Source organism: Kitasatospora sp. NPDC036934 (assembly GCF_055608425.1).
On record NZ_JBVJQR010000030.1, the window covers coordinates 1 to 23260 of the forward strand.

A 23260-nucleotide genomic window follows, 5' to 3' on the forward strand; every position below is an offset into this window, starting at 1 on the left:
CCGACAAATCCCAAACAGGACAGTCGAGACGTCAGTCAGGCGGAGGGTCAGACCCACCGGCAACATCATCACGTCACATCCTCACTGTCAGGCGTCCTCCTCCTCGCAGCAACAGTGGTACACCCGGGACAGCAGCCTGGGCAGTTGGAGCGGCGGAGTGTGGAACATGGTCTTCTCCGGCACCGGCGGCGCGCCGGCGAACACCTTCCCGAACCCCCCGGAGACCACTCTGGGCACCACCCCCGTCTCGCGTGACGTGCCCTACCTCTACGTCGACGGCGCCGGCCGCTACCGGGTGTTCCTGCCCGCGCTGCGCACCGACGCCTCGGGCCCCAGCTGGGCGGGCGGCAGCACCGCGGGCAGTTCGCTGGCGATGGACCGGTTCTACGTCGTCAAGGCCGGCGACACCGCCTCGACCATCAACGCGGCGCTGGCCCAGGGGTGCGACCTGTTCGTCACCCCGGGCGTGTACCACCTGGACCGGACGCTCGACGTGACCAGGGCCGACACGGTGGTCCTGGGCATCGGCTACCCGACGTTCGTGCCGGACGGCGGGGTCGACGCGATGCGGGTGGCGGACGTCGACGGCGTCCGGCTCAAGGGCCTGCTGTTCGATGCGGGCACCACCAACTCGGCCGCGCTGCTGACGGTCGGGGCCCCGGGGGCGGGCGCGCGTCACGCGGGCGACCCGACGACCGTCCAGGACGTGTTCTTCCGGATCGGCGGCGAGATCGCGGGCAGGGCGACCGCGAGCCTGGTCGTCAACAGCAGCGACGTGATCATCGACGACATCTGGGCCTGGCGCGCCGACCACGGCAACGCGGGCACGGTCGGCTGGGGCGTCAACACGGCCGACAACGGACTGATCGTCAACGGCGACAGCGTCGAGGCGACGGGCCTGTTCGTCGAGCACTACCAGAAGTACGACGTCACCTGGAACGGCCAGAACGGCAGGACGATCTTCTTCCAGAACGAGATGCCGTACGACGTGCCGAACCAGGGCGCCTGGATGGGCCCGGCCGGGGTCAACGGCTACGCCGCGTACAAGGTGGGCGACGACGTCACCTCGCACGAGGCGTGGGGCCTGGGCAGCTACTGCTACTTCAACGTCGACCCGTCGGTGAGCAGTTACCACGCGTTCGAGGTGCCGGCCGCCCCGGGTGTGCGGTTCCACGACACGTTCACCGTCTCCCTCGGTGGCAAGGGCACGATCACCCACGTCATCAACGACACGGGGGCGAGCACGCCCACGGGCAGCACCGTGCCCAGCAACGTGGTCGCCTTCCCCTGACTTCGGCGTCCAGCGCCCGGCGCGCCGGCCGGTCCCCGGTCCTGGGACCGGCCGGCGGGCTGCGTCGCCCCCCGCACTGCGGGCTCTGAGGCCGGATCAGCCCGCCACCCCCGGGGTCGGGCGGCGCCTGCCGTCCGGCCGTGCGTTCGGGAAAAGGCTTGCGCTGCACATGCCTTGTAATACGGCCGACACATGTGTCAGTCTCATTTCGGCTCACCGCGGCCCCTGGTGGCGAGCGGTGGATGCCGGCGATCTCCCCCCTCGATTGTGAGCGCTCACATGAATGAGCTGCCTCATCTCTCCTCCCGGGGCCGTCCTGCGGACCCAGGAACGGCCCCGGGCTGGTAGAACGACCGCTCCGTCCTGCCCGGTCCGGGCTCGAAACCGGACCCGGGACCGGGCCCGGCGCGGCTGGTCGCCGCCCGCGCGCACTGACGCCGGGTGTTCTTCCCGGCCGTCGCCCCGCCCATGAGCCTGATCCATCGCACGGAAATGCGTCGTACCCATCCCGGACCGCCGGCGGGGCGCAGCACGTCCCGCCGGTGCTCCGCAGTCGCTGTTCCGTACCCGCGTCCTCGCGTCCTCGCGTACCCGTGTCCTCATCCGCAGGAGGCTCCGATGCACCACCGCACAACCACCCGGTCCGGCCCCTTACGCCCGGCGGGGCCGGGCGCCGTGTTGCTGCTGGTCCTCGCGGTGGCGATGGCCGTGCTCGGCGGTCCGGCCGCCGCGAGCGGTCCCGGCGCGGGGGCGGACCCCGCCGCGGCCCGCCCCGTCGCCGCGGCGGCGGCAGCACTGCCCTGCGACGTCTACGCGGCCGGCGGTGCGCCCTGCATCGCGGCCCACGCGACCACCCGGGCGCTGTTCGCGGGCTACAACGGCCCGCTGTACCAGGTCCGGCGCGGTTCCGACCACGCGTACCGCGACGTGGGTCTGCTCTCCGTGGGCGGCTACGCCGACGCGTCGGCCCAGACGTCCTTCTGCGCCGGGACCTCGTGCGCCATCACCAAGATCTACGACCAGAGCAGCCACCACAACGACCTGGCCGTCTCCTGGGGCGGCTACTGGAAGGGGCCGGGCCCCAACGGCGCCGACGTCGGCGCGGACGCCTCGGCGCTGCCCGTGACGGCGGGCGGGCACCAGGTCTTCGGCGTCAAGGTCACCCAGGGCGTGGGCTACCGCATCGACCACGCCGACGGAGCTCCCACCGGCTCCCAGCCCGAGGGCATCTACATGGTGACCTCGTCCGAGTTCACCAACCAGTGGTGCTGTTTCGACTACGGCAGCGGCGAGAACAGCCACACCGACACCGGCGACGCCACGATGAACGCCGTCTACTGGGGCAACGCCTGCTGGTTCAAGGGCTGCACCGGCACCGGACCCTGGGTCGAGGCCGACTTGGAGAACGGGATGTTCCACACCAACACCGGCTCCAACAAGGACCCCGGCAACCAGGGTGTGCACTACCCGTTCGTCAGCGCCATGGAGAAGAACAACGGGACCAGCAACTTCACGCTGAAGTACGGGAACGCGGCGAGCGGCGGGCTCACCACCCCCTACTCCGGCCCCCTGCCCAACGGCTACTCGCCGATGAAGACCGACAGTTCCCTGCTGCTCGGGACCGGGGGCGACAACAGCGTCTCCGGCCAGGGCGAGTTCTTCGAGGGCGCCATCACCGCGGGCTTCCCCTCGGACGCCACCGAGAACGGGGTGCAGGCGAGCATCACCGCCGCCGGCTACGGCGGTTCGGGCACCGGCGGCGGCACGGCCGCTCCGCTGCGCAGCACCAGCGCCAACCGGTGCCTGGACGTCCCGAACTCCAGCCAGGCCAACGGCACCCAGACGCAGCTGTGGGACTGCAGCGGTGGCACGAACCAGCAGTGGACGCCCACCGGGGCCAAGGAGTTGCGGGTCTACGGCGGCAAGTGCCTGGACGCCGAGGCCAGGGGCACGGCGAACGGCACCAAGGCGATCGTCTGGGACTGCAACGGCCAGTCCAACCAGCAGTGGAACCTCAACGCCGACGGCACCGTCACGAGCGTGCAGTCCGGCCTGTGCCTGGACGTCAGCGCCTACGGCACCGCCAACGGCACCCTGATCCAGTTGTGGCAGTGCACCGGTGCCAGCAACCAGAGGTGGGCACGCAGTTGAGCTGACCGGCGGCGCCCGTTCCCGTACGCACCCCGGGCCGGGCCGTCCCACCACGGCCCGGCCCGCGCCACCTCGTACCTGCCGTCCCCGGCCCCCACCACCCCGTACCTGCCGTCCCCGGCCCCACCCACGCGAGGAGACAGCGAACCGATGAAGCCCACCCGACGCGCACTTGCGGCGCCCGGCCGTACGAGAGCGGCCCTCGCCGTCGCGGCCCTGGCCGCCGGCGCCGTCATGGCCGCGCCCGCCGTGGCCGCGCCCGCGGCGACGACCACCACCCTGTACGTCGCGCCGACCGGCAGCGGGAGCTCGTGCTCGGCCGCGGCGCCCTGCTCCCTGACCCAGGCGAAGGCCTCCGTGGAGGCCGTCAACGCGGGTATGACCGGCGACATCGTGGTGCAACTGGCGGGCGGGACCTACCGGTTGACCGCTCCGCTGACGCTCGGCGCCGCGGACTCGGGCGGCAACGGGCACCGGGTGATCTGGCAGGCGGCCCCGGGCGCGAGCCCGGTGCTGTCGGGCGGGCAGCAGGTGACGGGCTGGAGTCTGAAGGACTCCGCGAACAACATCTACGCGGCGCCGGTGCCGGCGGGCACCGACTCGCGGCAGCTGTACGTCGACGGGATGCTGGCGCCGCGGGCGGCGATCCCGATCTCGCGCGACGACGTGAGCATCACCGCCGGCGGGATGACGATCGTCAATCCGGCGCTGAACTACCTGGCCTCGCTGCCCCAGCAGAACCGGATCGAGCTGGAGAGCCGGAACTCCTTCACCGACCGCTTCGCGCCGGTGCAGTCCATCAGCGGGACGACGGTCACCATGCAGCAGCCCGCATGGAACAACAACAACTGGGGCTACGACACCCTGGCCAAGCCCTTCGCCGGCGGGTCGCTGCAGTTGGAGAACTCGTACGCGTTCCTGAAGTCCGCCGGACAGTGGTTCCTGGACCCGCAGGCGGGCCGGCTGTACTACAAGGCCCCCGCAGGCTGGCAGGCCTCGGCCCACGACATCGAGCTGCCGCGGTTGACGTCCCTGCTGCAGATCGGCGGCAGCAGCTACACCAGCCCCGCGCACGACCTCACCTTCCAGGGCATCGCCTTCAACCACACCACCTGGCTGCAGCCCGGCACCAACCTCGGCTACGCCGACCAGCAGAGCGGGACGTTCCTGGCGAGCGCCTTCAGCCAGCCCTCGGACTTCATGACCTCCTGCCAGTCGGGATGCCGGCTGTTCGAGGCCGCCCGCAACAGCTGGAACCAGGTGCCGGCGGCGGTGCAGGTCTCGGCGGCCTCCTCCGTCACCTTCTCCGGGAACTCCTTCGCCCACCTGGGCCAGGTCGGCCTGGGCATCGGCAACGACGCGAACGCCCACGCCTCCGGCCTCGGCCTGGGCGCTTCGGACGTCACGGTCTCGGGCAACACGTTCACCGACGACTCCGGGGCGGGCATCGTGGTCGGCGGCGTGCGGCCCGGCGCCCACCACCCGTCCGACGCCGTGATGACCAACCAGAACATCACGATCGGCAACAACCGGATCAGTGACGTCGCCAAGGACTACAAGGACATGGCCGGGATCCTCTCGACCTACGTCACCCACGCCGTCATCACCCACAACGAGGTCTCCGACCTCGCCTACGACGGCATCGACGTCGGATGGGGCTGGGGGGCCAACGACGCCGGCGGCAGCCAGGACTACCGCGACCGCGGCCTCTACGACTACCAGCCCGTCTACAGCACGCCGACGACCCTGAAGAACACCGTCGTCAGCTACAACAAGGTGCACGGCACCAAGCAGGTGTTCCACGACGGCGGCAGCATCTACACCCTGTCCGCCAACCCGGGCACGAGCATCGACCACAACTACGTCTACGACAACAGGAACACCGTCGGGCTCTACCTGGACGAGGGCTCCCGCAGCGAGACCCTCAGCAGCAACGTGGTCCAGGACTCGGGCGTGTGGGCCTTCACCAACGCCAGCGGCACCAACAACACCAACGACAGCACCTTCTCCGGCAACTGGTACAACGGGGGCGCCACCCAGGTCGCCACCGGGGCCCCGCACAACAACGTCCTCACCGGAAACGTCCAGGTCAGCGGCACCAACTGGCCGTCCGGGGCGCAGCAGGTGATCGCCCAGTCGGGCGTGACGGGCGGCGGTGGCGGTGATGTCAGCGGGGCGGTGCACGCGGTGGGGGCGGGCAGGTGCCTGGACGTGCCGAACGCGTCGACCTCCCCCGGCACCCAGACCCAGATCTGGGACTGCAGCGGTGCGGCCAACCAGCTCTTCACCCGGACGTCCGCCGGCGAGCTGACGGTCTACAGCGGTACGAGCCGGCTCTGCCTGGACGCCTACGGCAAGGGCACCACCAACGGCACCAAGGTCGCGGTCTGGACGTGCAACGGCCAGAGCAACCAGCAGTGGGCCTTCAACGCCGACGGCACCGTCACCGGGGTCGAGTCCGGGCTGTGCCTGGACGTGTCCGGCGCTTCCACCGCCAACGGCGCTCCGGTCCAGCTGTGGGCGTGCAACGGGCAGTCCAACCAGCGGTGGTCGCTGTCCTGAGGCTCCCCCCGGGTGCCCCGGTGCCTCGAGGCACCGGGGCACCTTGTTCCGCTACGCGGACAACGCTTCCGAAGTTGATGTTCCGCTTACATCTGCGGTACCGGGAGGCGACGCGCGGCTCGTTCCCCGTATGCCGTCACCAGGACCAGGCTCACCCCCAGACTGGTGTACATGCTGCAGACGGTCGCGGTGAGCAGGGCCCGGGCCCTGCGCGGGCCGACCGGCAGCCCGACGAAGCGGGCGAACGTGGTAGGCCGGCCGCTGGGCGGCGCTGCGCCAGGGCTTGTCGGGCGGGTGCTGGCGATGGGTTCCCATGGAGCAGGGCGCGAACTCGGTGGGGACCTTCGTCACGGCGGCGAGGGTCCGGCGCTGGGCACGATGGCGAGGCTTCTGCTCAGTGGCACCGGAGAGACGGCCGTGAGACAGCCGGTGAAGCGGCGTCTCGCCCCGGCCCGGCTGTGACCGGCTTGTCAGCGCCACGACGACGGAATTCCGGGGAGTCCGACCCCGAAGCAAAGCGCACGGGAGTCAGTGGAATTTCCGACTCCACTCGACTGCTGTGGACCCGTCAGCTTCCAACCCGAATCGTCTGACGCGTTCTGCGCCCACCCGGTCACCTGCGGCCTCCCTCAACCGTTCCAGTTCCGCCATGACGCCGTGCTCACCGGCGTCGGCGGCTCGAAGGAGGAGTCGCTCTGCGCCCGCCCAGTTACCGGCCAGCTTTCGGGACCGTGCCAGATCCAACAGGACGTAGGGGTCGGTGATCGCGGCGGCCTGCAGCAGTATCCGCTCTGCGCCCTCCCGGTCACCGGCAGCCTCCCGCATCCGGGCCAAGTCTCCCCACGCCTCGCCGTCGGAGTTGTTGTTGTCGATCGCCCGAAGCCGCAGGCGCTCCGCCCCAGCCCGGTCGCCGGCGCGCATGCGCAGCCGCGCCAGCCGAAGCAGCACACTGTTGGGAGTATCGGAAGCCTGCTGCAGGAGCCGCTCCGCGCCTTCCGAGTCGCCGGCCTGGTCCAGCAACTCCACCTGCCGGCTGAGTTCCCCGTGGCGACCGGGGTCGGCTGCCCGGAGTCGCTGCGCGCCTGCCAGGTCGCCGGCCCGCTCCCGCAGCCGGGCCAGATTCTTGAGAACACTGGTGTGGCCGGCGTCGGCGGCCTGCTGTAAGAGCCGCTCGGCGCCCGCTGGATCACCGGCCCGCTCCCGCAACCGGGCAAGGTCTTGAAGGACGTCGGTGTGGCCGGCGTCGGCGGCCCGCTGCAGGAGCCGCTCCGCGCCCACCAGGTCGCCGGCCTGCTCTCGCTTCCACGCCTGGAGCTGTACGAGGTTGGATCGTTGAATGCCGACGGCCCGTAGCAAAAGCAGTTCGGCTTCCTCTGCGTCACCCTCTTCCTCTCGCATGTCCGCCAGCAGCGACATGGCACTGGGGTGACCGTCCTCGGCGGCTTGCTGCCACAGCCGCTCCGCACCCGCCCGGTCACCGGCCTGGTACCGGACCGTGCCAAGAGGCGTCAGAGCTGCAGTGTGGCCGGTGTCGACGGCCCGCTGCAGGAGCCGCTCCGCGCCCTCCGAGTCGCCGAACTCCATCCGGCTCCGTACCAGGCTCATCAACTCGTCGGGATGGCCAGCCTCTGCGGCCCTCAGGATGAGCAGTTCTGCAGCCTCCGCATCCCCTTCCAACTCTCTCCTCCGGGCCAGCATCACGAGTGCCTCGGTATTGCCGGCATCGGCCGCCCGCTGCGCGAGCCGTTGTGAACCCACCGGGTCACTGATGAACCTCGTACGAGCCAGTCGGAGCAGGGCGCTGGTGTGGCCGCCCTCGGCGGCCCGCTGTGCGAGTCGCTCCGCGCCCTGAATGTCGCCCGCCTTGTCCTGCAGCAGCGCCAAGTCGACCAGGGAGCGGGTGTGGCCGGCCTCGGCGGCCCGCTGGTAAAGGGATGCACCGAGGCGGTAGCGGCCGCGCCAGACGGCCGCATCCGCCAAAGCGTGCAGGTCCAGCGCTGTGGCCGCGTGCTGCTCGACAGCGGTCCAGAAGGAGTCGGGCGGAAACCGGTAGAGCCTGGTGGCGCGGGAATACTGGTCGAGATAGTCGGCGAGGGCGTACACGTCGGGGAGAGAACCCATGCCAGTGGGGCGTGCGATGTCGCCCAGGGCTGCGACCACACCTTTGACCTTGGCCCTCGCGTACGCCAGCGCATCGACGAACCAGGTGTCCGGATCCGCGGCGGCCCGCAGTTCCTCAGTGAGGTAGCCGGGGGCGGCGGCTTCGAGCAGTGCGGCTGGCAGGGGAGACGTATGGCCGAGACGGCGAGCGTCCATGGCCGCAGTGATGACGGCTTTGCCGTAGGGGCCATGGGGGTGGGCTGCTTGTTCGTAGTGGTCGACCAGTTGCGGGCCGGCCGCCAGCGTCTGGGTGATCGTCCCACCCGGACCGAATCGGTCAGCCGTGTCCAGCGGGGTCCCGTGGGTGGTGCGGGAGCGCAGGTCGTGGAGGGCCTGGTCCGTGAAAGTGCCAGGCACATCGACCACGCGGACAGGGCCGAGCAGCGCGCGGGCGTTCGGGTGCCGGTCGGCGCTGCTAGGCGTGGGCGTGACGGTCAGATCGCGGTAGTAGGCCGGCCACAGGGTCGCGATGACGACGACGGGTCCAGGCCCTTCCAGCCGCGTGCGCAGTGCTGCGGCCGCGGTCTCGCCTTCGGGGCCGGTGAGAAAGCTCTGCGCCTCGTCAAGCCAGAGTACGGTTCGCGGCTTGAGGGCGGCAGAGCCCAGGACAGCAAGGAGGCTGTCAACGGTCTTGGGGAAGACCAGGTTCCAGTCCGCCAGGCATGTACGGACGGCTTCGACAGCGGTGCGGGTCTTGCCGGTGCACGACTCCCCTCGCACGACCACCAGCACTGTCTCCAGGCAGGCGGCCGCGTCCTTCAGATGCTGTCGGAGGGACCGGTCGTGGTCACGTTCGATGTAGGTCGGCAACACGAAGGCGCCGACGCCCCGGTCTGAGGCAGCGCCAGGAACGGCCGGGTGGACGCCGAGCTGGGCGGGGGTCCACCGTGCCAACGGGCGCGGCTCATCCCTCGGAACGTCAGGCCGCGCGCGGGGCGGAAGGAAGGTGTTGTGCTGGGTGTTGTTGTTCCCGTACTGCTGGGCTGCCGGGCCGTAGAAGGTGACGCCGCTGTCGCCGGAACCGAAACCGGAACCCCTGGCCTCATCAGGGGTACTGGTGGTCGGGTCGGTCATGCCCCCGATCCGAAGCGGTTGTCCTGGCGGTTGTTGTTCCCGTGCTGTACCGCTGTCGGGCCGTAGAAGGTATTGCCGGACACTCCGCCTCCACTCGCCCGCGCATCCAAGGTCTCCTCCCTCATCAGCGCCCGCAGTTCGGCGGCGACCTGTCGCCGTGCGTCGTCGGTCAGATTCTCCAACAACGTCTCAAACCTGGTCCGCCAGGCCGCCTCCTGGCGGGCCCGCACGATCTCCGCCTCGTCGGCACCGGCCACCTCCAGAGCACTGGCCGTCTGGTCGAGGCGCTCCAGCTCGGCCCGCTCACGCTGTCCATCCCCACGCCCGAACAACCGGGCCACCCGCGTCCGTAACCCGGCCCACGCATCGGTGCCCGCAGCTTGGACCACCGCAGTACCGCCTGCCGTAGCCAGTGCCGCCAACGCTTCTTCCAACATCTCCGCTCCTTCTCGTTCTTCGGCCCTGCGACCGTACCGTCCCCTCGGTCCACGCGTAACAAGTTCACGGCAGGCTGCCACAGCCGGAGATCGCGATCTTCAACGGCGGTCGCGGGGACGCCGCCGCCCACCCGGCTCCATACAACGCGCGAGGCAATCCCTGACGGCGTCGACCAGGAACAGCGACCCAGAAGTGAGCCGGACGTCCATCGAACTCCCCGTCACCACAAGGGCGTTCCTCGCCCGCCCGGACACGGCCACCCTCACCACACTCCGCCTCGACGGCACCCCGCACGTCGCCCCGTCCGCTTCACCTTCGACCCGGCCACCGGACTGGCCCGGGTGACCACCCGGGCGGGGGCCCGCAAGGCACGGAACGTGGCGTCCACGGGACCGGAGGCCCGGGTGGCGCTCTGCCAGGCGGACGGCTTCCGCTGGGCCACCCTCGAAGGCCGGGCCACCGTCACCGACGACCCCGGGCGCCTGGCCGAGGCCCTCCGCCGCTACACCGCTCGCTACCGCGCGGCCCCACCCGCCCCACCAGACCTGGTCGTCCTCGAGATCGCCGTCGACCGCGTCCTGAGCCTCAACCTCTGAACCCCCGTACAGAACGAATCCCCGTGACGAAAGCGAAGTGACACCGCGATGCCCCCCCCGGTCCTCGACTCCACCCTCCACTACCGCGAGTCCGGCGCGCCGGCTCCCGGCGCCTCCGAGTCGCCGGGAGCTGCCGGAATCCACCAGAGGCGTTCATGCCCGGCTCATCTGCTGCTTGCCGCACCCGACTTGATGGACCGTCCCGTCATTGGCCGTGATCGTCGCCAGGATCCCGGGAAAGAGGTTGCGTGCCCGGCGAATCCCTCCCGCCGGTTTCCCTTTTCCGGTTCCACCGTCCTCGGCCGGCCGGAAATCCTCGGCGAGAACTCCGACGGAATTGCCGTTCACGCCGTGAACCGGATTCGGAGCCACCGCCGACCGGATGGCGGCCCGGAGCACCAGCTCCGGCGCAACGCCCGGGCCGTTCCCGCACGCCCACCCGACCCGACCAGTGGGGCGGTACAGTGAAAAGATCATCCGTGTCCTGGCCGCCGGCGCACCCGCCCGTCACGCACACGCACACTTCCGGGGGGAACGATGACGACACGCACCCGCACACTGTCCACCGCCGCGGCCCTGGCCGGGGCCGCGGTACTCCTGCTCGCCGGATGCGGCAAGAAGGACGTGCCCGCCCTGAACTTCGGCTCCGCGCAGCCGTCGGGGAACCGGCTCACCGCCCAGCCGCCGTCGGGTCGCTCGCTGGCGCTGGCCCAATGGCCGCACGCCTGCGAGGTGCTGGGCGACGCCGAGATCAAGGCGATCCTGCCGCAGGCCGCCGGCATCAAGCGAAAGCCGGTCAAGGTCACCGTCATCAACTTCAACCCGCTGGCCGAGGCGGACCCCGGCACGACGGGCGACGCGCCCGACGCCGGCTGCAAGTTCGGCTTCGGCCTGCCCGACAAGTACGAGAGCGACAGCAACAGCAGCGTCACGCTCACCTTCACCGCCGTCGCCGACCCCGCGCTCGTCGCGAAGGGCTACGCCAAGGACCTGGCCCGCGCCCGTGAGGACGCGACCAAGTATCACAAGGAGTTCCAGGACCTCGGCACCTCACTGGGCCCGCAGGGCTGCTACACCGACGACCTCGCCAGGGGCAACCTGACCTGCCACCAGGGGCCGTACGAGTACGAGCTGAGCGGCACCTCGACGGCCGGCGGCGTGGGGGAGTACCCGAAGGCGGACCGGAACTGGAGCGACAAGGTGCTGCGCCAGGTCGCCCGCACCCTCAGCGCGCGCATGCCCTGACGGCGGCGGACCGGCCCGCCCGGCATCCGGCCCACCGCCGGCGGTGGTCGGCCGGATGCCGCCAGAGGAACCCTGACGACCGGTCGGCGAACGGCCGGTCAACGTTGAGCGGAAGTTCATTGGTTCAATTTCGTACGTATTTCGCGTGCTTGTGATTCTCGTCGCATCCAAGCCTTCTGACGGCCTTTTAGCGCCGTGACGGTCCGGTGCACCGTTGCGTGAGCGTTACTGTGTGGAGCGGCAATGTGGCTGCTCGGACCGGGCACGCCTGCTTGCGACTCAAGTTTCTTTCGTGGTGCGCGTGCGATGAACCGTGTTCGCGCCGCCTTTTGGGAGAGGCGACTTGGCCCTCGAATTCATCCCGGCCCGTCTAGACGACGTGGACGGTCTGTTGACGCTCTACCGCCAGGTGTACGGGCGGAGCTACGCGCTGCCGCTCGGCACCGACCCCGAGGTGATGGCCCGTGAGATCACGGCCCCGGACACCACCTGGCTGGTGGCCCGGGAGCCCGGCGGCGACCGGCTGCTCGGATCCATCCTCGGCACGGTCGACCCGGCCGCGCGGATCGGCAAGCTGCAGGGGCTGGTGATCCACCCAGACGCCCGTGGGCTCGGCGGGGCCAACCTCGCCGTCCAGCATCTCGCCGACCAACTGCTGACGGGCGACCACCCGGTCGACTCCGTGTACGCCACCGCCCGGACCGACACCACCGCCCCGCAGCGCATCTGCCTGAAGTCCGGCTTCCGCGCGCTCGGCGTGCTGCCGAACCTGCGCAAGGCCGCCTGGCACGAGACCATGGTGCTGCTGGCCAAGCACCGCGCGGGCGTGCTGGAGCAGCGGCTCCCGGTGTACAAGGTCCCGTCCGAACTCGGCGGGCTGGTACGGGCGCTGGCGGACGTGCCGGGGCCCGCGCAGCGACCGGAGCTCGTGGACGAGCCGCTGCCCCGGCCGAGGAAGGGCGGCAGCGTCGTCCGGGAGCTGGAATTCATCGACGCGCCGGCCTTCGTGAGCCGCCGGTTCGACGGGCTGGAGGAGTGCTTCTACCCGTTCCACGAGCCGAACGTCATGCTCTCCGCCGCCGACGGCGCCTACGAGGTGTACGCGCACCTCAGCCCCGCCGACGGGTACTGCACGCTGATCGGCATCGAGCTCGCGGAGATCGGCGAGGAGCTCGACACCATCACCGACCGGCTGGCCGCGCACGGCGCCCGGTACATCGAGGCCCTGGTGCCGCTGGACAGCTACCACCTGTTGCGCCGGCTGCTCGGACACGGCTTCCTGCCGGTGGCGGCCTACCCCGCCATGCGCCGGGAGGGCGAGGGCTTCCGCGACCACGTGGTACTCGCCCGGATCCTGCAGCCGCTGGACTTCCGGGGCCTGGCCATCGACGCCGCGTTCCAGCCGTTCACCGAGCAGTACATCGAGCTGTGGAAGAAGCAGCACCTCGACACCCACGGGATATTCCAATGAACACGTACCTCCAACCGGTCTCGGTACCGGACCCCGAAGCACTCGCCCACGTACAGCAGCTGGTCGACCTGGCCGAGCCGTACCGCGCCGGGGACGACGTGGACGCCCTGTTCACGGCGGCGATGAACGAGATCAACGCCTGGCACGCCGAGCGCTCGCCCTACTTCGGCAGGCTGTGGGAGGCCGAGGGGCACCCCCTGGAGTCCATCGAGGAGCTCCACCGACTGCCGTTCGTGCACGCCAACTTCTTCAAGCTGCACGAGGTGCTGTCGCTGCCGCGCGAGGAGACGCTGCTGACCCTGACCTCCTCCGGCACGACCGGCCAGAAGTCGCAGATGGCCTTCGACGACTTCACCCTGCGCAACGGCCAGCGGATGGTCGCCCGGGTCTTCGACCACTACGGCTGGATCAGGTCCGAAGGCGACGAGCCGGTCAACTACCTGCTCTCCAACTACCAGCCCCGGCCGGGCCTGAACCTCGGCACCTCGTTCACCGACGAGTACCTGTGCCACTTCGCTCCCGTCCGCTCGGTCGAGTACGCGCTCAAGCACACCGGCAGCGGCCACGAGTTCGACCCGTTCGGCTGCGTCCGCGCGCTGATCCGCTTCGCCGAGGAGGGCGCGCCGGTCCGGATCCTCGGCTTCCCCGCCTTCCTCTCCTTCACGCTGGACCGGATGCGCGAACTCGGCCTGCCGCCCCTGCGGCTGAACCCGGAGTCTCTGGTGGTCTTCGGCGGCGGCTGGAAGGGCAACGCGGACAAGCAGGTCGCCAAGCCGGAGCTGTACCGGCGCATCCACGAGCAGCTCGGCATCCCGGACGGGCGGATCCGCGACGGCTACGGCGCGGTGGAGCACTCCGTCCTGCACATGGAGTGCCCCAACCACCGGCTGCACGTCCCGGTCTGGGCCCGCCAGCTGGTCCGCGACGTGCGCACGCTCCGGCCGCTGCCGTACGGCGAGAGCGGCTACCCCCAGTTCATCTCGCCGTACATCACCTCGGTGCCGGCCCAGTCCGTGCTGATGGGCGACCTCGTCACCCAGCACGCGCCGGAGGAGTGCGGCTGCGGCCTGCCCACGCCCTGGTTCGAGGTGCACGGGCGGGCCGGACTCAGCCGCAACCGCAGCTGCGCCGTCGCCGCCGCCGAACTGCTCAAGACCGAGGGGACAAAGTGACTCAGCACTACTGGCAGGGCGCGTGGGTGGACGACGCGGAGGCGGCGGCCCGCCTGGAGCGCCTCGACGAGTACGCCGCCGGTGCGCTGGCCGAGCGGCTCAGCCCGATCACCGTGCTCGCCGCCTGCGACCGCCTGGCCGTCGCGCTGGCCGACCCGGCGGGCGAGCACTCCGTCAAGCTGGCGGGTCTGCTGCGCGAGGCGGGCGTGCCCGAGGACGAGACCTCGCGGACGATGCGCGACCTGACCGAGGCGCTGTCCCGGGAGGCGTTGGAGGTCAAGCTGACCCGCGAGCTCGGCGGCATCGACCCCGGGCGGCTGGCGCGCTTCGACTTCCGCCGGGAGATCTTCGAGGGCTGGCTGCCGGTCGGCCTGCTGGTGCACATCGCTCCCGGCAACGCACCCGCCGCCGCGGCGCTCACCGTGGTCGAGGGCCTGCTCGCGGGCAACCTCAACGTCGTCAAGACCAGCGGCGAGGGGCGGTTCACCCATGAACTGCTCGCCACTCTGGCCGAGTTCGACGGCACCGGGGCGATCGCCCGGCAGGTCGTGGTGCTCGGCTTCCCGTCCTCGCGAACCGACTGGCTCCAGCGGCTGTGCGCGGCCGCCGACGCCGTCGCCGCCTGGGGCGGCGAGGAGGCCATCGCCTCGATCGCCGCGCTGATACCCGCCGGCTGCCGGCTCGTCGACTGGGGCCCGAAGCTCTCCTTCGCGTACCTGACGGCCGACGCCTGGTCCGCCCCCGAGACGCTGGACGGCATCGCCGACGACATCTGCCGCCTCGAACAGCAGGCCTGCGCCAGCCCGCAGGTGGTGTACCTGGACACCGAGGACGAGGACGAACTCTTCGCCTTCGCCGAGCGGTTCGCCGCCGTGCTCGCCGCCCGCGCACCCGCACCGCAGGACCGGGAGCAGCTGGAGAGCGCCGAGATCACCAACACCGTCCTGGTGGCCCGGCTGGAGGAGCACCTCGGGCTCACCAAGGTGCACGCCGCCCCCGACGCGAGCTGGCACGTGCTCGCCGACACCCGCAGCGCGCTGCGCGCCTCGCCCCTGCACCGCACGGTCTGGGTCAAGCCGCTGCCGCGCAAGCGGATCGCCGAGGTGCTGCGCCCGATGCGCCGCTACCTGCAGACCGCCGGGATCGGCGCGAGCCGCACCGACACCGCGGAGCTGGCCGGCGCGGTGCTGGCGGCGGGCGTCCAGCGGGTGACGGTGCCCGGCGGAATGCTCGGCAGCTACGACGGCGAGCCGCACGACGGCGTGTACGCGCTTCAGCGCTACAGCCGCCGGGTGGACGTCCAGCTGGACGGGCGGTTCACCGGGGACGCCTGCCTGGACGACCTGGTCGGTGCGCGCGCACTCACCCCTCCGGCGGTCGCGGTGACCGCCAAGACCGAGTTCGAGCAGCTGCAGACCGACCTCAGCCGTGCGGAGGTCTTCTTCCGCAGCGGCGGCAGCTCCGGCGCGCCCAAGCTCTCCGCGTTCAGCTGGGACGACTACCACGAGCACATGCGCTCCGGCGCGGAGGGCCTGCTCGCGGCCGGGTTCGACCCGCGGACCGACCGGGCGATGAACCTCTTCTTCGGCGGGCAGCTGTACGGCGGGTTCTCCAGCTTCTTCTCGGTGCTGGAGACGCTCGGGGCGGTCCAGTACCCGATGATGGCGCAGGACGACCACGCGGCGGTCGCCCGGTCGGTGGTCGAGCACCGGGTCGACACCCTGTTCGGCATGCCGAACTACCTGCTGCGGATCTTCACCGAGGGCGCGGACCTGCTGCGCGGGTACCGCGGTGTGCGCAAGCTCTTCTACGGCGGCGAGCACTTCCCGGCCGGCCAACGCGAGTGGCTGCGCGAGGAGTTCGGGGTCGAGGTGATCCGGGCCGGCGCGTACGGCAGCGTGGACGCGGGCCCGCTCGGCTACCAGTGCCCGGACGCGCCGGAGCGGGTCTACCACCTGTTCAGCGGACTCCACACGCTGGAGATCCTCGACCGCGAGGAGGACCGGCCCGCGTCGGCGGGCGAGGCCGGGCGGCTGGTGTTCACCGCGCACACCCGGCGCGGGCAGCGGCTGGACCGGTACGAGATCGGCGACCTCGGGCGCTGGCTGACCGAGGACTGCCCGTGCGGTCGGCGCACCCCGCGTTTCGAACTGCTGGGGCGCTTCGGCGACATCTTCCGCAGCGGCAGCCACTTCCTCAACTACCGGCGGTTCGTCCAGGTCGCGGAGGAGCGGCTGGAGCACCACGGTGCGCTGCAGATCCTGCTGGACGAGGACGACGCCGCCAACGAGACGCTGACCGTCCGGCTGGAGGGCCGGCCGCAGGACGGGCCGGGCGTCCGGGAGTTCCTGGACGGGTACCCGGACCTCGCGGCGGCGGTGGAACGGGACCGGCTGGTGGACCTGCGCGTGGAGTGCGTCCCGGCCGCGGAGTTCGCGCAGACGGCGGCGAGCGGGAAGCTGCTGGCCGTGGTGGACCGGCGGTCCAGGAACCGCTGACGTTCCCAAGGGCGCGGGGCGACCGCGCGAGCGGCCGTGCATCGTGGGAAGATGCACGGCCGCTCGCGCGGTTCTCCCAGCGCGCGGACGTCAGTTCGCGCGCTGGTCGACGAGGCGGATCAGTTTGCCCGTGCGCGGGTTGATGTCCAGTCCGTCCGGTCCGACCCACTCGAAGGCGAGCGGGTGGATGTTCTCCTTCCGGACTTCCGCGCCGAACATCGGCCGGGCCTCGTCCAGCACGGCGAGCAGCTCCCGCTCGAAGTCGGCCGAGCGGGCCGGGCCGGCCAGCCGCAGGAGCAGTTCGTCCTTGGCCTCGCGGTGGCGGAGCACGACCTGCAGGTCGGCGACCGCACCCTGGCGGTCGGCCCGGGCGGCCATGGCGCGCAGATCCTCCAGGTAGACGGTGACCACGCCGACCCGGGCGCCCTCCTCGGAACGGCCGAGCAGCCGGAAGCGGCGTCGCGGGTAGTCGACCCACTCGGCCATGTCGCCGACCGGGTAGCGGATCACCGGCATCAGACGACGCACCAGGTCGGTGGCGACGACCCGGCCCGCACAGCCCTCCTCGGTGATCGGCTCGCCGGTCTCGGGGTCGAGCAGCTCGATCACCTTGTCGGGGCCGAACACCTCGTGCACCCGGGTGTCCGGCTCGTCCGCCACCGGCCCGGCCAGGATGCCCGCGTCCACACTGGCGTAGCCGATCGAGCGGACCCGCGCGTTCGGGAAGGCGGTGGCCATGAGCGCCAACTGGTCGCCGTAGAAGGCCTCTCCGGCGAACAGCGCCAGCCGGACCTGCGGCAGCGCCCCCACGGTCTCGGTCACCTGGCGGGCCAGCCGGCACAGTGAGGTCGGCGGTGCGGCGATCACCGTGGCGCGGAAGTCCCGCAGGGTCTCGACGGTGTAGTCCAGTGGCGCCGCACCGCCGATCGGCAGCTGCACCACCGGGACCGGCGCCTCCTGGAAGGCGTTGAGGGTGAAGACGAAGCTGGAGTACAGCTCCCCGGCGTAGAACAGATTGGCCGCCCGGTCGCCCGCCCGCACCCCGGCGGCGGGCAGCCCGCCGGCGAAGCGCCGGGCCATCGCACGCCACTCGTCGCGGGTGTAGACCGAGACGCGCGGTGCGCCGGTGGTGCCGCCGGTCTTGAAGACGATGCCGTCCTGGTGCGGGCCGGTGAGCAGGCCGCTGCGCTCGATGCCGTGGGCGCCCCAGTAGGCGGTGTGGTCGATCAGCGGCAGCGCAGACAGGTCGGCGACGTCGCCGGGCAGTCCGGCGTAGAGGTCGCGGTAGAAGGGCGAGTGCCCACGTACATGGGCCAGGAGATCAGCCAGCTGATGATCAGTCATGTCATCCAAACCTGCGATGTGATTGCCCGTTGATCGTAACCGCATCGCCGCGGGCCGGACGCCGGGCATCGTGGCCGGCCCGAACCGCTGGTCGTCCAGGTCGCGGAACCGCGGGCTGAAGCGACGCGTGCATGGACGACGGGCGCGCGGAGTACCCCGCGCACTACGAGCGGGTCTGACCCGCGGCGTGCCCGGTAGGCGTTCGGGCTTCGGGGCGGGCTACGGGCGGTGGTGCCGTGGTGCCGTGAGGGCCACCAAGATGTCCCGCAGTTCGTCGAGCGCTGCCCGGCGGCCGTACGCGGTGGCGACCCCGGTCACATTGAGAACGATCTCGTCCACTCCCGCACGTTCGAACCCGGCCAGCCGGTCGGCGAGTTCCGCACCGCTCCCGTACAGGAAGCCGCCGCCCCGGACCAGTGCCGCCGCGGCGGCGGAGGGATCGCCCGGTTCTGCCGGGAGCGCGACGCCCGCGCGGCGGAGCATGGCGGTGTAGTGCGGGGCGCGCAGGTGGTGGCCGTTGCCCGCGAGGGCGAGGTCGACGGCGCGGCGGTCGGGACGCTCCAGCGCGAGCGGGACGATCGCGGTGAGCCGGGGCGCGGGGCGTCCGGCTGCGGCGGCACCGGCCCGCAGGGCGGGCACGATCGTCTCGGCGAGGTAGGCCGCCGGGGTCATCCAGGTGACCGCCACGTCGGCGACGGCTCCGGCCAGTTCCGCCATGGCCGGGCGCAGCACACCGAGGCCGAGTTCGACCGGCGGGCCGGGGACCGGGGCGAGTTCGGCGTCGCAGGCGAAGTACTCGCCGTGCAGGTCGGCGCTGCCCCGGTGGAGGAGGTCCCGGACGATGGTCAGGTATTCGCGGGCGGCGGTCAGCGGGCTCGCGTACGGGGCGCCGAGCATGCGGCGCTGCAGGGCGCGGGAGCCCGGTCCGAAGCAGGCGGTGACGGGGTGACCGGTGGTGAGGGCGAGGGTGCGGGCCTGGAGGGCGGCGTCGAAGGGGTGCCGGGAGGGCATCAGGGCGACGCCGGTGCCGCAGGGCGTGCGGAAGCCGTGGGCCGCGGCGACGGCGAACATCTGGTACGGGTCGCCGCCGCTGCCCTGTCCCTGCCACAGGCGGTGCGCGGTGCTCCACTGGGTGAGGGCGGCGAAGGGCAGGATCTGATCGCCGCGCTGGGGGTCGAAGGGGACGAAGATGGAGTATTCGGTCATGGCGGCGGTCACCGCTCCCAGGCCGGGGAGGACGGCAGCGCGGGGGAGGGCAGCAGCCAGGGCGCCGGGGTGCCGTAGCGGTGGCGCAGCAGGTGGGCGAGGAGGCCCGGCACACCCGCGGCGAAGTCGTGCTTGTCTCCGAGGGTCAGGGCTCCCCGCTCGTCGAGTCCGGCGTGTGACCCGATCAGCGCGGTGCACAGGTCGGCCGCGCGGTCCGCGCCCGCGTCGAGCAGGAACTGGCCGTCCCCGGCCAGGCCCCAGAAGGCGCCGAGGGGGGCTCGGGCGGCGGAGTGCGCGACCGCGACGGCTGCGGCGCGGGCGGTGTCGGCGTGGCTCTGTTCGCCGGTGCGTCGGCCGAGTTCCAGGAGGAAGGCGCCGATTCCGGCCGGGCCGGCCCACCAGCCGTGGCGCCGGGGGCCTCCGTCCGGTCCTTCGGGCCACCAGGCGGCGAGGGCAGGGGCGTCGGACGGGTCGCCCGGCACCGCGCGGGTGAGCGCCGCGGCGACGAGTCCGTCGCCGACCCGGCGGGCGACGGCCGTCAGCTCCGGCTCCCCGAGGGCGTCGGCGGCTGTCAGCAGGAACCAGCCGATCCCGGCCGTGCCGACGGCGAAGCCGTGGTACGCGGTGGGTCCGCCGGTGCCACCCGGCCAGTGGAGGCCGCCGGAGCCGTCGGGCAGCGCGGTCTCGGCCAGGTGCAGGGCGCATTCCCGGGCGCGGTCGCGCAGGGCGGTCTCGCCGGTGGAGCGCCACAGGTGCAGCAGGGTGGCCCCGGTGCCCGCGACGCCGTGGGCGATGGTCGGGACGTGCCAGCGGGTGGGGAGTTGTTCGCCGAGGTCCAGCGCGTGCCGGAGGGTGATGGGGTCGTCGGTGGCGAGGGCGGCGTCGGCGGCGGCCCAGCAGGCCCCGGCGAAGCCGTTGTACAGACCGGGCAGCAGGCGGCGGCCGGGGGCGCCGAGATTGCGGTCCCACCAGCGGTCGACCTGGACCAGCGCGTCGTCCAGCGGGCCGGCGAGGGCCTCGGCCCGGTCCTGGGGCATCCGGGGCAGGGCGCGTCGGGCCTGGAGCAGGACGCCGGTGACCCCGGCCGCTCCGGCCTGGACGGAGCGCGGGTCGTAGCGGCCGTTGGAGCCGCGCGGTTCGATCAGGGCCGCCTCCCGGGGCCGCAGGGCGTTCAGCACGGAGAGCAGGGCGTCGTGGACGAGCCGGTCCCCGTCGAGGCCGGGGGGCGCGCCGGACGGCCCGGGGGCGTCGGCGGGGAGTGCGCGAGCGCCGGTGCCGGGTGCCGGGCGCAGGCACCGTAGGGCGTGCTCCCAGCTCCACCGCCGTGCAGGATCGGCCGCGGTCAGCCCCCGGACCGCCGGGGCGAGCCGCCGCGCCGCCCGGGAGCGGCCGGCCAGCAGGTCCAGCGCGCTCGGCGCGCCCGTGGGCCGCTCGCCCGTGCCCGCGGCCCGGGGCCGTTGGAGGCCGAGCGATTCCAGGATGGCGCCGGCGGCGTAGCGGTCCATCGCCTCGTCGGCGAGGAGGACGGCCCGGGGGTCGGCAGTGAGCTTCTCCGGCGGCGCGTAGCCCTTGGTGGTGAGGCGGGCGATGGGTGTCCCGGTCTCGGCGGCGCCTTCCAGGTCGATCAGCCGGAGCCGGCCGTCGGGGGCGACGAGGAAGTTGTCGGGAGTGACGTCGCCGATGACGACGCCGTGGCGATGGGCGGCCCGCAGGAGTTCGATCAGCTGTACGGCGAGCTCGATGACCGGTTCCTCGGCGAGCGGTTCGGCGTCGTCCTCGGCCGGGAAGAGCAGTTCGCGCAGTGGGCGGCCGGGCAGTTCGCTCTCCACCAGGAAGAGGTTGTCGCCCAGTTCGAGGAGGTCGACGAGTTCGGGCACGGGGACGGCTCCGGCGAGGCGGGCCAGCATCGCGGCCTCGTGCCGCATCAGGTCGCGGGTGTCGGTGCCGTCGGGCTGCGGCTCGACCCAGGCCCGGCAGTGTTTGATCACCACCGGACGGCCGGTGCGGGTGTCCACCGCGCGGTGGACACCGCCCCGGTTGGTGTGGCGGATGGTGGCGGTCACCCGGTACCGGCCTCCGATCGTGGCCTCGTCGGTGCCGGTCGGCTGGTGGGCCGTCGCCTCGTCCGTCGTGTCCGCCTGCTGGGCCTGCTGTGCCTGCTGGGCCGGTGCCTCCGCCGGCGGTGCGTCCTCGGGGCGGCGGGCCACCGGGTCGCGGGCCCATGCGGGCGGGGTGTACCAGCCCCGCCGCAGATCGGGTGTCAGGGAGCCGTCCGGCGCGAGGATCAGCTCCTGGCGCACCCCGTGGTCGTCGAGTCGGCTGTGGCCGGTGAACGCGCCGTACCGGTAGTGCACGAGCCCGCCCCGGTACTGCCGGTCGGAGAGGATGCGGGGGCCGCGCAGTCCGGCGAGCAGGGTGTGCAGCTCGTCCAGCAGCCGGGTGAACTGCTCGTCGGTGGCCGGGTAGACGGTGAGGAACTTGCCGCTCGCCGACGGGTCGTTCTGCCGCCCCAGTGACGCGCGCAGCAGTTCGGCCGTGCCGACGTACTTGAACGGGACGGACCGGGCGATCAGCGCGCCGCCCGTCCTGCGCAGGACCTCCTCGGCGTCAGCGGGCACCGCGGAGACGTGGATCTTCCAGCCCTGGGCCCGGGTGTGGGAGCGGGAGGGGCTGACCCGGCACCAGTAGTCGCCCGGCACGAGCTGCCAGCAGCCCGCCGGGTCGGTCGCCAGGAGGCCCCGCACCAGGTCGTCGTAGTCCATCTCAGCGGCTCCCGGCCCGGGTGAGCGGGCTGAACGCCAGCGGCAGGACGGACATCCCCCGCCCCATCATGCTGGGCCGCCACGTGGGGTGTTCGATCTCCAGGGAGAGGTCGGGGAGCCTCTCCAGCAGGGCTCGGATCGCCACCGCGCCCTCCAGCCGGGCCAGGGGCGTACCGAGGCAGTGGTGGATGCCGTGGCCGAAGGCGAGGTGTGCCCGGGGCGGGCGGTTGATGTCGAAGCGGTCCGGATCGGGGAACTGCTCCGGGTCCCGGCTGGCGGAGCCCAGCGCGATCAGGACTCTGGCGCCCCGGCCGGGGATGACGGTCTCCCCCACCCGGTAGGGCTCGGTGGTGAACCGGTTGGTCGCGAAGGTCAACGAGCCCTCCCAGCGCAGCACCTCGTCCACGGCCTGGTCGATCAGCGACCAGTCCGCGCGCAGGGCCGCGAGTTCGGCGGGGTGGCTCAGCAGCGCGTACACGCCGTTGGCGATCAGGTTGAGGGTGGTCTCGTGACCGGCGAGCAGGAGGAGGAAGGCGGTGGCCCTCAGCTCCTCGTGGCCGAGCCGGTCGTGGTCCTCGTCCATGGTGCGGATCAGCGCGCTCAGCAGGTCCTCGCCGGGCTGTCGGCGCTTGGTCTCGATCAGCTGGTCGAGGTAGGCGGTGATCTCCTCCAGCACCTGCCCCTCGCGGGCGGGGTCCTCGGGCGGGACGATGATGTCGGCGGTCCAGGCGCGGAAGGCCTCGCGGTCGAGGAACGGCACACCGAGGAGGTCGGTGATCACGCCGAGGGAGAGTGGCATGGCGAAGTCCTCGACGAGTTCGACCGATCCGGCGTGCTGGAAGCCGTCGATCAGCTCGGCGGCGGCGGCCTCGACGAGCGGGCGCAGCGACTCGATGCGCCGGGCCGAGAACTCTCGCGAGACCAGCCGGCGCAGCCGGGTGTGGTCCGGCGGGTCAGCGGTGAGCATGTTGGTTCCGATGACGTTCGGACCGAGCTGTCCGGTCGCCCGGTACCAGTTCTTGCTCAGGGTCGGGTCCTTGACGGCGGCCAGCACCTCCTGGTAGCCGACGATCAGCCAGGTCACGCTGCCGTCGGGCAGCCGGACCCGGTGGACCGGCCCCTGGGCGCGCAGCTCCTCGAGGACCGCGTACGGGTCGGTGGCGAGGGTGCGGCGCCGGGGGCCCAGGTCGACGACGGGGTGCTGGTCGGTTCCGGTGGACATGCGGGCGGGGCCTTCCTTCTGGGCTGAGCCGGTCGGCGGGTCAGGGCGGCGGGGCAGGGCGTGGCGGT

At 72.0% G+C, this 23260-nt stretch carries 14 protein-coding genes and 1 pseudogene; 8 read left to right on the forward strand and 7 right to left on the reverse strand.

Annotated elements, in window-relative coordinates; genetic code table 11:
- The first annotated feature begins 166 nt into the window (after positions 1-166).
- From ACZ7BZ_RS32010 to ACZ7BZ_RS32020, 3 genes are all read left to right on the forward strand, one after another.
- Positions 167-1291: a hypothetical protein gene (locus ACZ7BZ_RS32010; RefSeq protein WP_470361393.1), complete on the forward strand. Its 1125-nt coding sequence runs from the start codon at positions 167-169 to the stop codon at positions 1289-1291.
- A 675-nt stretch (positions 1292-1966) separates the two neighbouring features.
- Entirely contained in the window at positions 1967-3442 is a 1476-nt protein-coding gene (locus tag ACZ7BZ_RS32015) for an arabinofuranosidase catalytic domain-containing protein (RefSeq protein ID WP_470361394.1), read from the forward strand.
- 150 nt (positions 3443-3592) lie between these two features.
- Complete coding sequence (locus tag ACZ7BZ_RS32020) at positions 3593-6004, forward strand: ricin-type beta-trefoil lectin domain protein (protein WP_470361395.1); 2412 nt, start codon at positions 3593-3595, stop codon at positions 6002-6004.
- Positions 6005-6532: 528 nt separating this feature from the next.
- On the opposite strand, the gene ACZ7BZ_RS32025 is transcribed toward ACZ7BZ_RS32020, so the two are convergent.
- Both ACZ7BZ_RS32025 and ACZ7BZ_RS32030 read right to left on the reverse strand, forming a co-directional pair.
- The gene (locus ACZ7BZ_RS32025; protein ID WP_470361396.1) at positions 6533-9238 is read right to left on the reverse strand and encodes a hypothetical protein; all 2706 of its coding nucleotides are present in this window, start codon (positions 9236-9238) and stop codon (positions 6533-6535) included.
- Entirely contained in the window at positions 9235-9675 is a 441-nt protein-coding gene (locus ACZ7BZ_RS32030; RefSeq protein ID WP_470361397.1) for a hypothetical protein, read from the reverse strand. Before ACZ7BZ_RS32030 ends, ACZ7BZ_RS32025 begins: the two co-directional genes overlap by 4 nt.
- 193 nt (positions 9676-9868) lie before the next feature.
- Here ACZ7BZ_RS32030 and ACZ7BZ_RS32035 point away from each other — a divergent pair.
- Positions 9869-10272, forward strand: a pseudogene (locus ACZ7BZ_RS32035) (pyridoxamine 5'-phosphate oxidase family protein).
- A gap of 153 nt (positions 10273-10425) precedes the next feature.
- Here ACZ7BZ_RS32035 and ACZ7BZ_RS32040 read toward each other — a convergent pair.
- Positions 10426-10749, reverse strand: coding sequence for a hypothetical protein (locus ACZ7BZ_RS32040; RefSeq protein WP_470361398.1), 324 nt, complete (start codon positions 10747-10749; stop codon positions 10426-10428).
- Between the two features lie 60 nt (positions 10750-10809).
- On the opposite strand from ACZ7BZ_RS32040, the gene ACZ7BZ_RS32045 reads away from it, so the two are divergent.
- The 4 genes from ACZ7BZ_RS32045 to ACZ7BZ_RS32060 all read left to right on the forward strand — a co-directional run bounded on the left by ACZ7BZ_RS32045 (position 10810) and on the right by ACZ7BZ_RS32060 (position 16658).
- Positions 10810-11517 carry a hypothetical protein gene (locus ACZ7BZ_RS32045; RefSeq protein ID WP_470361399.1) on the forward strand — a complete coding sequence of 236 codons (708 nt, stop codon included), beginning with the start codon at positions 10810-10812 and terminating at the stop codon, positions 11515-11517.
- Positions 11518-11860: 343 nt separating this feature from the next.
- Positions 11861-12988, forward strand: a complete 1128-nt coding sequence (locus tag ACZ7BZ_RS32050) for a GNAT family N-acetyltransferase (RefSeq protein ID WP_470361400.1) — start codon at positions 11861-11863, stop codon at positions 12986-12988.
- A complete protein-coding gene (locus ACZ7BZ_RS32055; protein ID WP_470361401.1) occupies positions 12985-14160 on the forward strand; it encodes a LuxE/PaaK family acyltransferase in 1176 nt (391 codons plus the stop codon). Before ACZ7BZ_RS32050 ends, ACZ7BZ_RS32055 begins: the two co-directional genes overlap by 4 nt.
- A complete protein-coding gene (locus tag ACZ7BZ_RS32060; protein ID WP_470361402.1) occupies positions 14157-16658 on the forward strand; it encodes an acyl-CoA reductase in 2502 nt (833 codons plus the stop codon). The genes ACZ7BZ_RS32055 and ACZ7BZ_RS32060 overlap by 4 nt, the downstream gene beginning before the upstream one ends.
- Before the next feature lie 90 nt (positions 16659-16748).
- Here ACZ7BZ_RS32060 and ACZ7BZ_RS32065 read toward each other — a convergent pair whose 3' ends face one another.
- From ACZ7BZ_RS32065 to ACZ7BZ_RS32080, 4 genes are all read right to left on the reverse strand, one after another.
- A complete protein-coding gene (locus ACZ7BZ_RS32065; RefSeq protein ID WP_470361403.1) occupies positions 16749-18002 on the reverse strand; it encodes a phenylacetate--CoA ligase family protein in 1254 nt (417 codons plus the stop codon).
- 219 nt (positions 18003-18221) lie between these two features.
- On the reverse strand, positions 18222-19208 hold the full coding sequence (locus ACZ7BZ_RS32070; RefSeq protein WP_470361404.1) for an LLM class flavin-dependent oxidoreductase: 987 nt from the start codon (positions 19206-19208) through the stop codon (positions 18222-18224).
- Between the two features lie 8 nt (positions 19209-19216).
- The gene (gene lanL, locus ACZ7BZ_RS32075; RefSeq protein ID WP_470361405.1) at positions 19217-21970 is read right to left on the reverse strand and encodes a class IV lanthionine synthetase LanL; all 2754 of its coding nucleotides are present in this window, start codon (positions 21968-21970) and stop codon (positions 19217-19219) included.
- Position 21971: 1 nt separating this feature from the next.
- Positions 21972-23192 carry a cytochrome P450 family protein gene (locus ACZ7BZ_RS32080; protein WP_470361406.1) on the reverse strand — a complete coding sequence of 407 codons (1221 nt, stop codon included), beginning with the start codon at positions 23190-23192 and terminating at the stop codon, positions 21972-21974.
- Positions 23193-23260 lie beyond the last annotated feature (68 nt).

Excerpts from the sequence above, each read along its gene's own strand:
- ACZ7BZ_RS32010 (WP_470361393.1), top strand. The coding sequence starts at position 167 with ATGGTCTTCTCCGGCACCGGCGGCGCGCCGGCGAACACCTTCCCGAAC.
- ACZ7BZ_RS32020 (WP_470361395.1), top strand. The coding sequence starts at position 3,593 with ATGAAGCCCACCCGACGCGCACTTGCGGCGCCCGGCCGTACGAGAGCG.
- ACZ7BZ_RS32025 (WP_470361396.1), bottom strand. The coding sequence starts at position 9,238 with ATGACCGACCCGACCACCAGTACCCCTGATGAGGCCAGGGGTTCCGGT.
- ACZ7BZ_RS32030 (WP_470361397.1), bottom strand. The coding sequence starts at position 9,675 with ATGTTGGAAGAAGCGTTGGCGGCACTGGCTACGGCAGGCGGTACTGCG.
- ACZ7BZ_RS32040 (WP_470361398.1), bottom strand. The coding sequence starts at position 10,749 with ATGATCTTTTCACTGTACCGCCCCACTGGTCGGGTCGGGTGGGCGTGC.
- ACZ7BZ_RS32045 (WP_470361399.1), top strand. The coding sequence starts at position 10,810 with ATGACGACACGCACCCGCACACTGTCCACCGCCGCGGCCCTGGCCGGG.
- ACZ7BZ_RS32055 (WP_470361401.1), top strand. The coding sequence starts at position 12,985 with ATGAACACGTACCTCCAACCGGTCTCGGTACCGGACCCCGAAGCACTC.
- ACZ7BZ_RS32065 (WP_470361403.1), bottom strand. The coding sequence starts at position 18,002 with ATGACTGATCATCAGCTGGCTGATCTCCTGGCCCATGTACGTGGGCAC.
- ACZ7BZ_RS32070 (WP_470361404.1), bottom strand. The coding sequence starts at position 19,208 with ATGACCGAATACTCCATCTTCGTCCCCTTCGACCCCCAGCGCGGCGAT.
- lanL (WP_470361405.1), bottom strand. The coding sequence starts at position 21,970 with ATGGACTACGACGACCTGGTGCGGGGCCTCCTGGCGACCGACCCGGCG.
- ACZ7BZ_RS32080 (WP_470361406.1), bottom strand. The coding sequence starts at position 23,192 with ATGTCCACCGGAACCGACCAGCACCCCGTCGTCGACCTGGGCCCCCGG.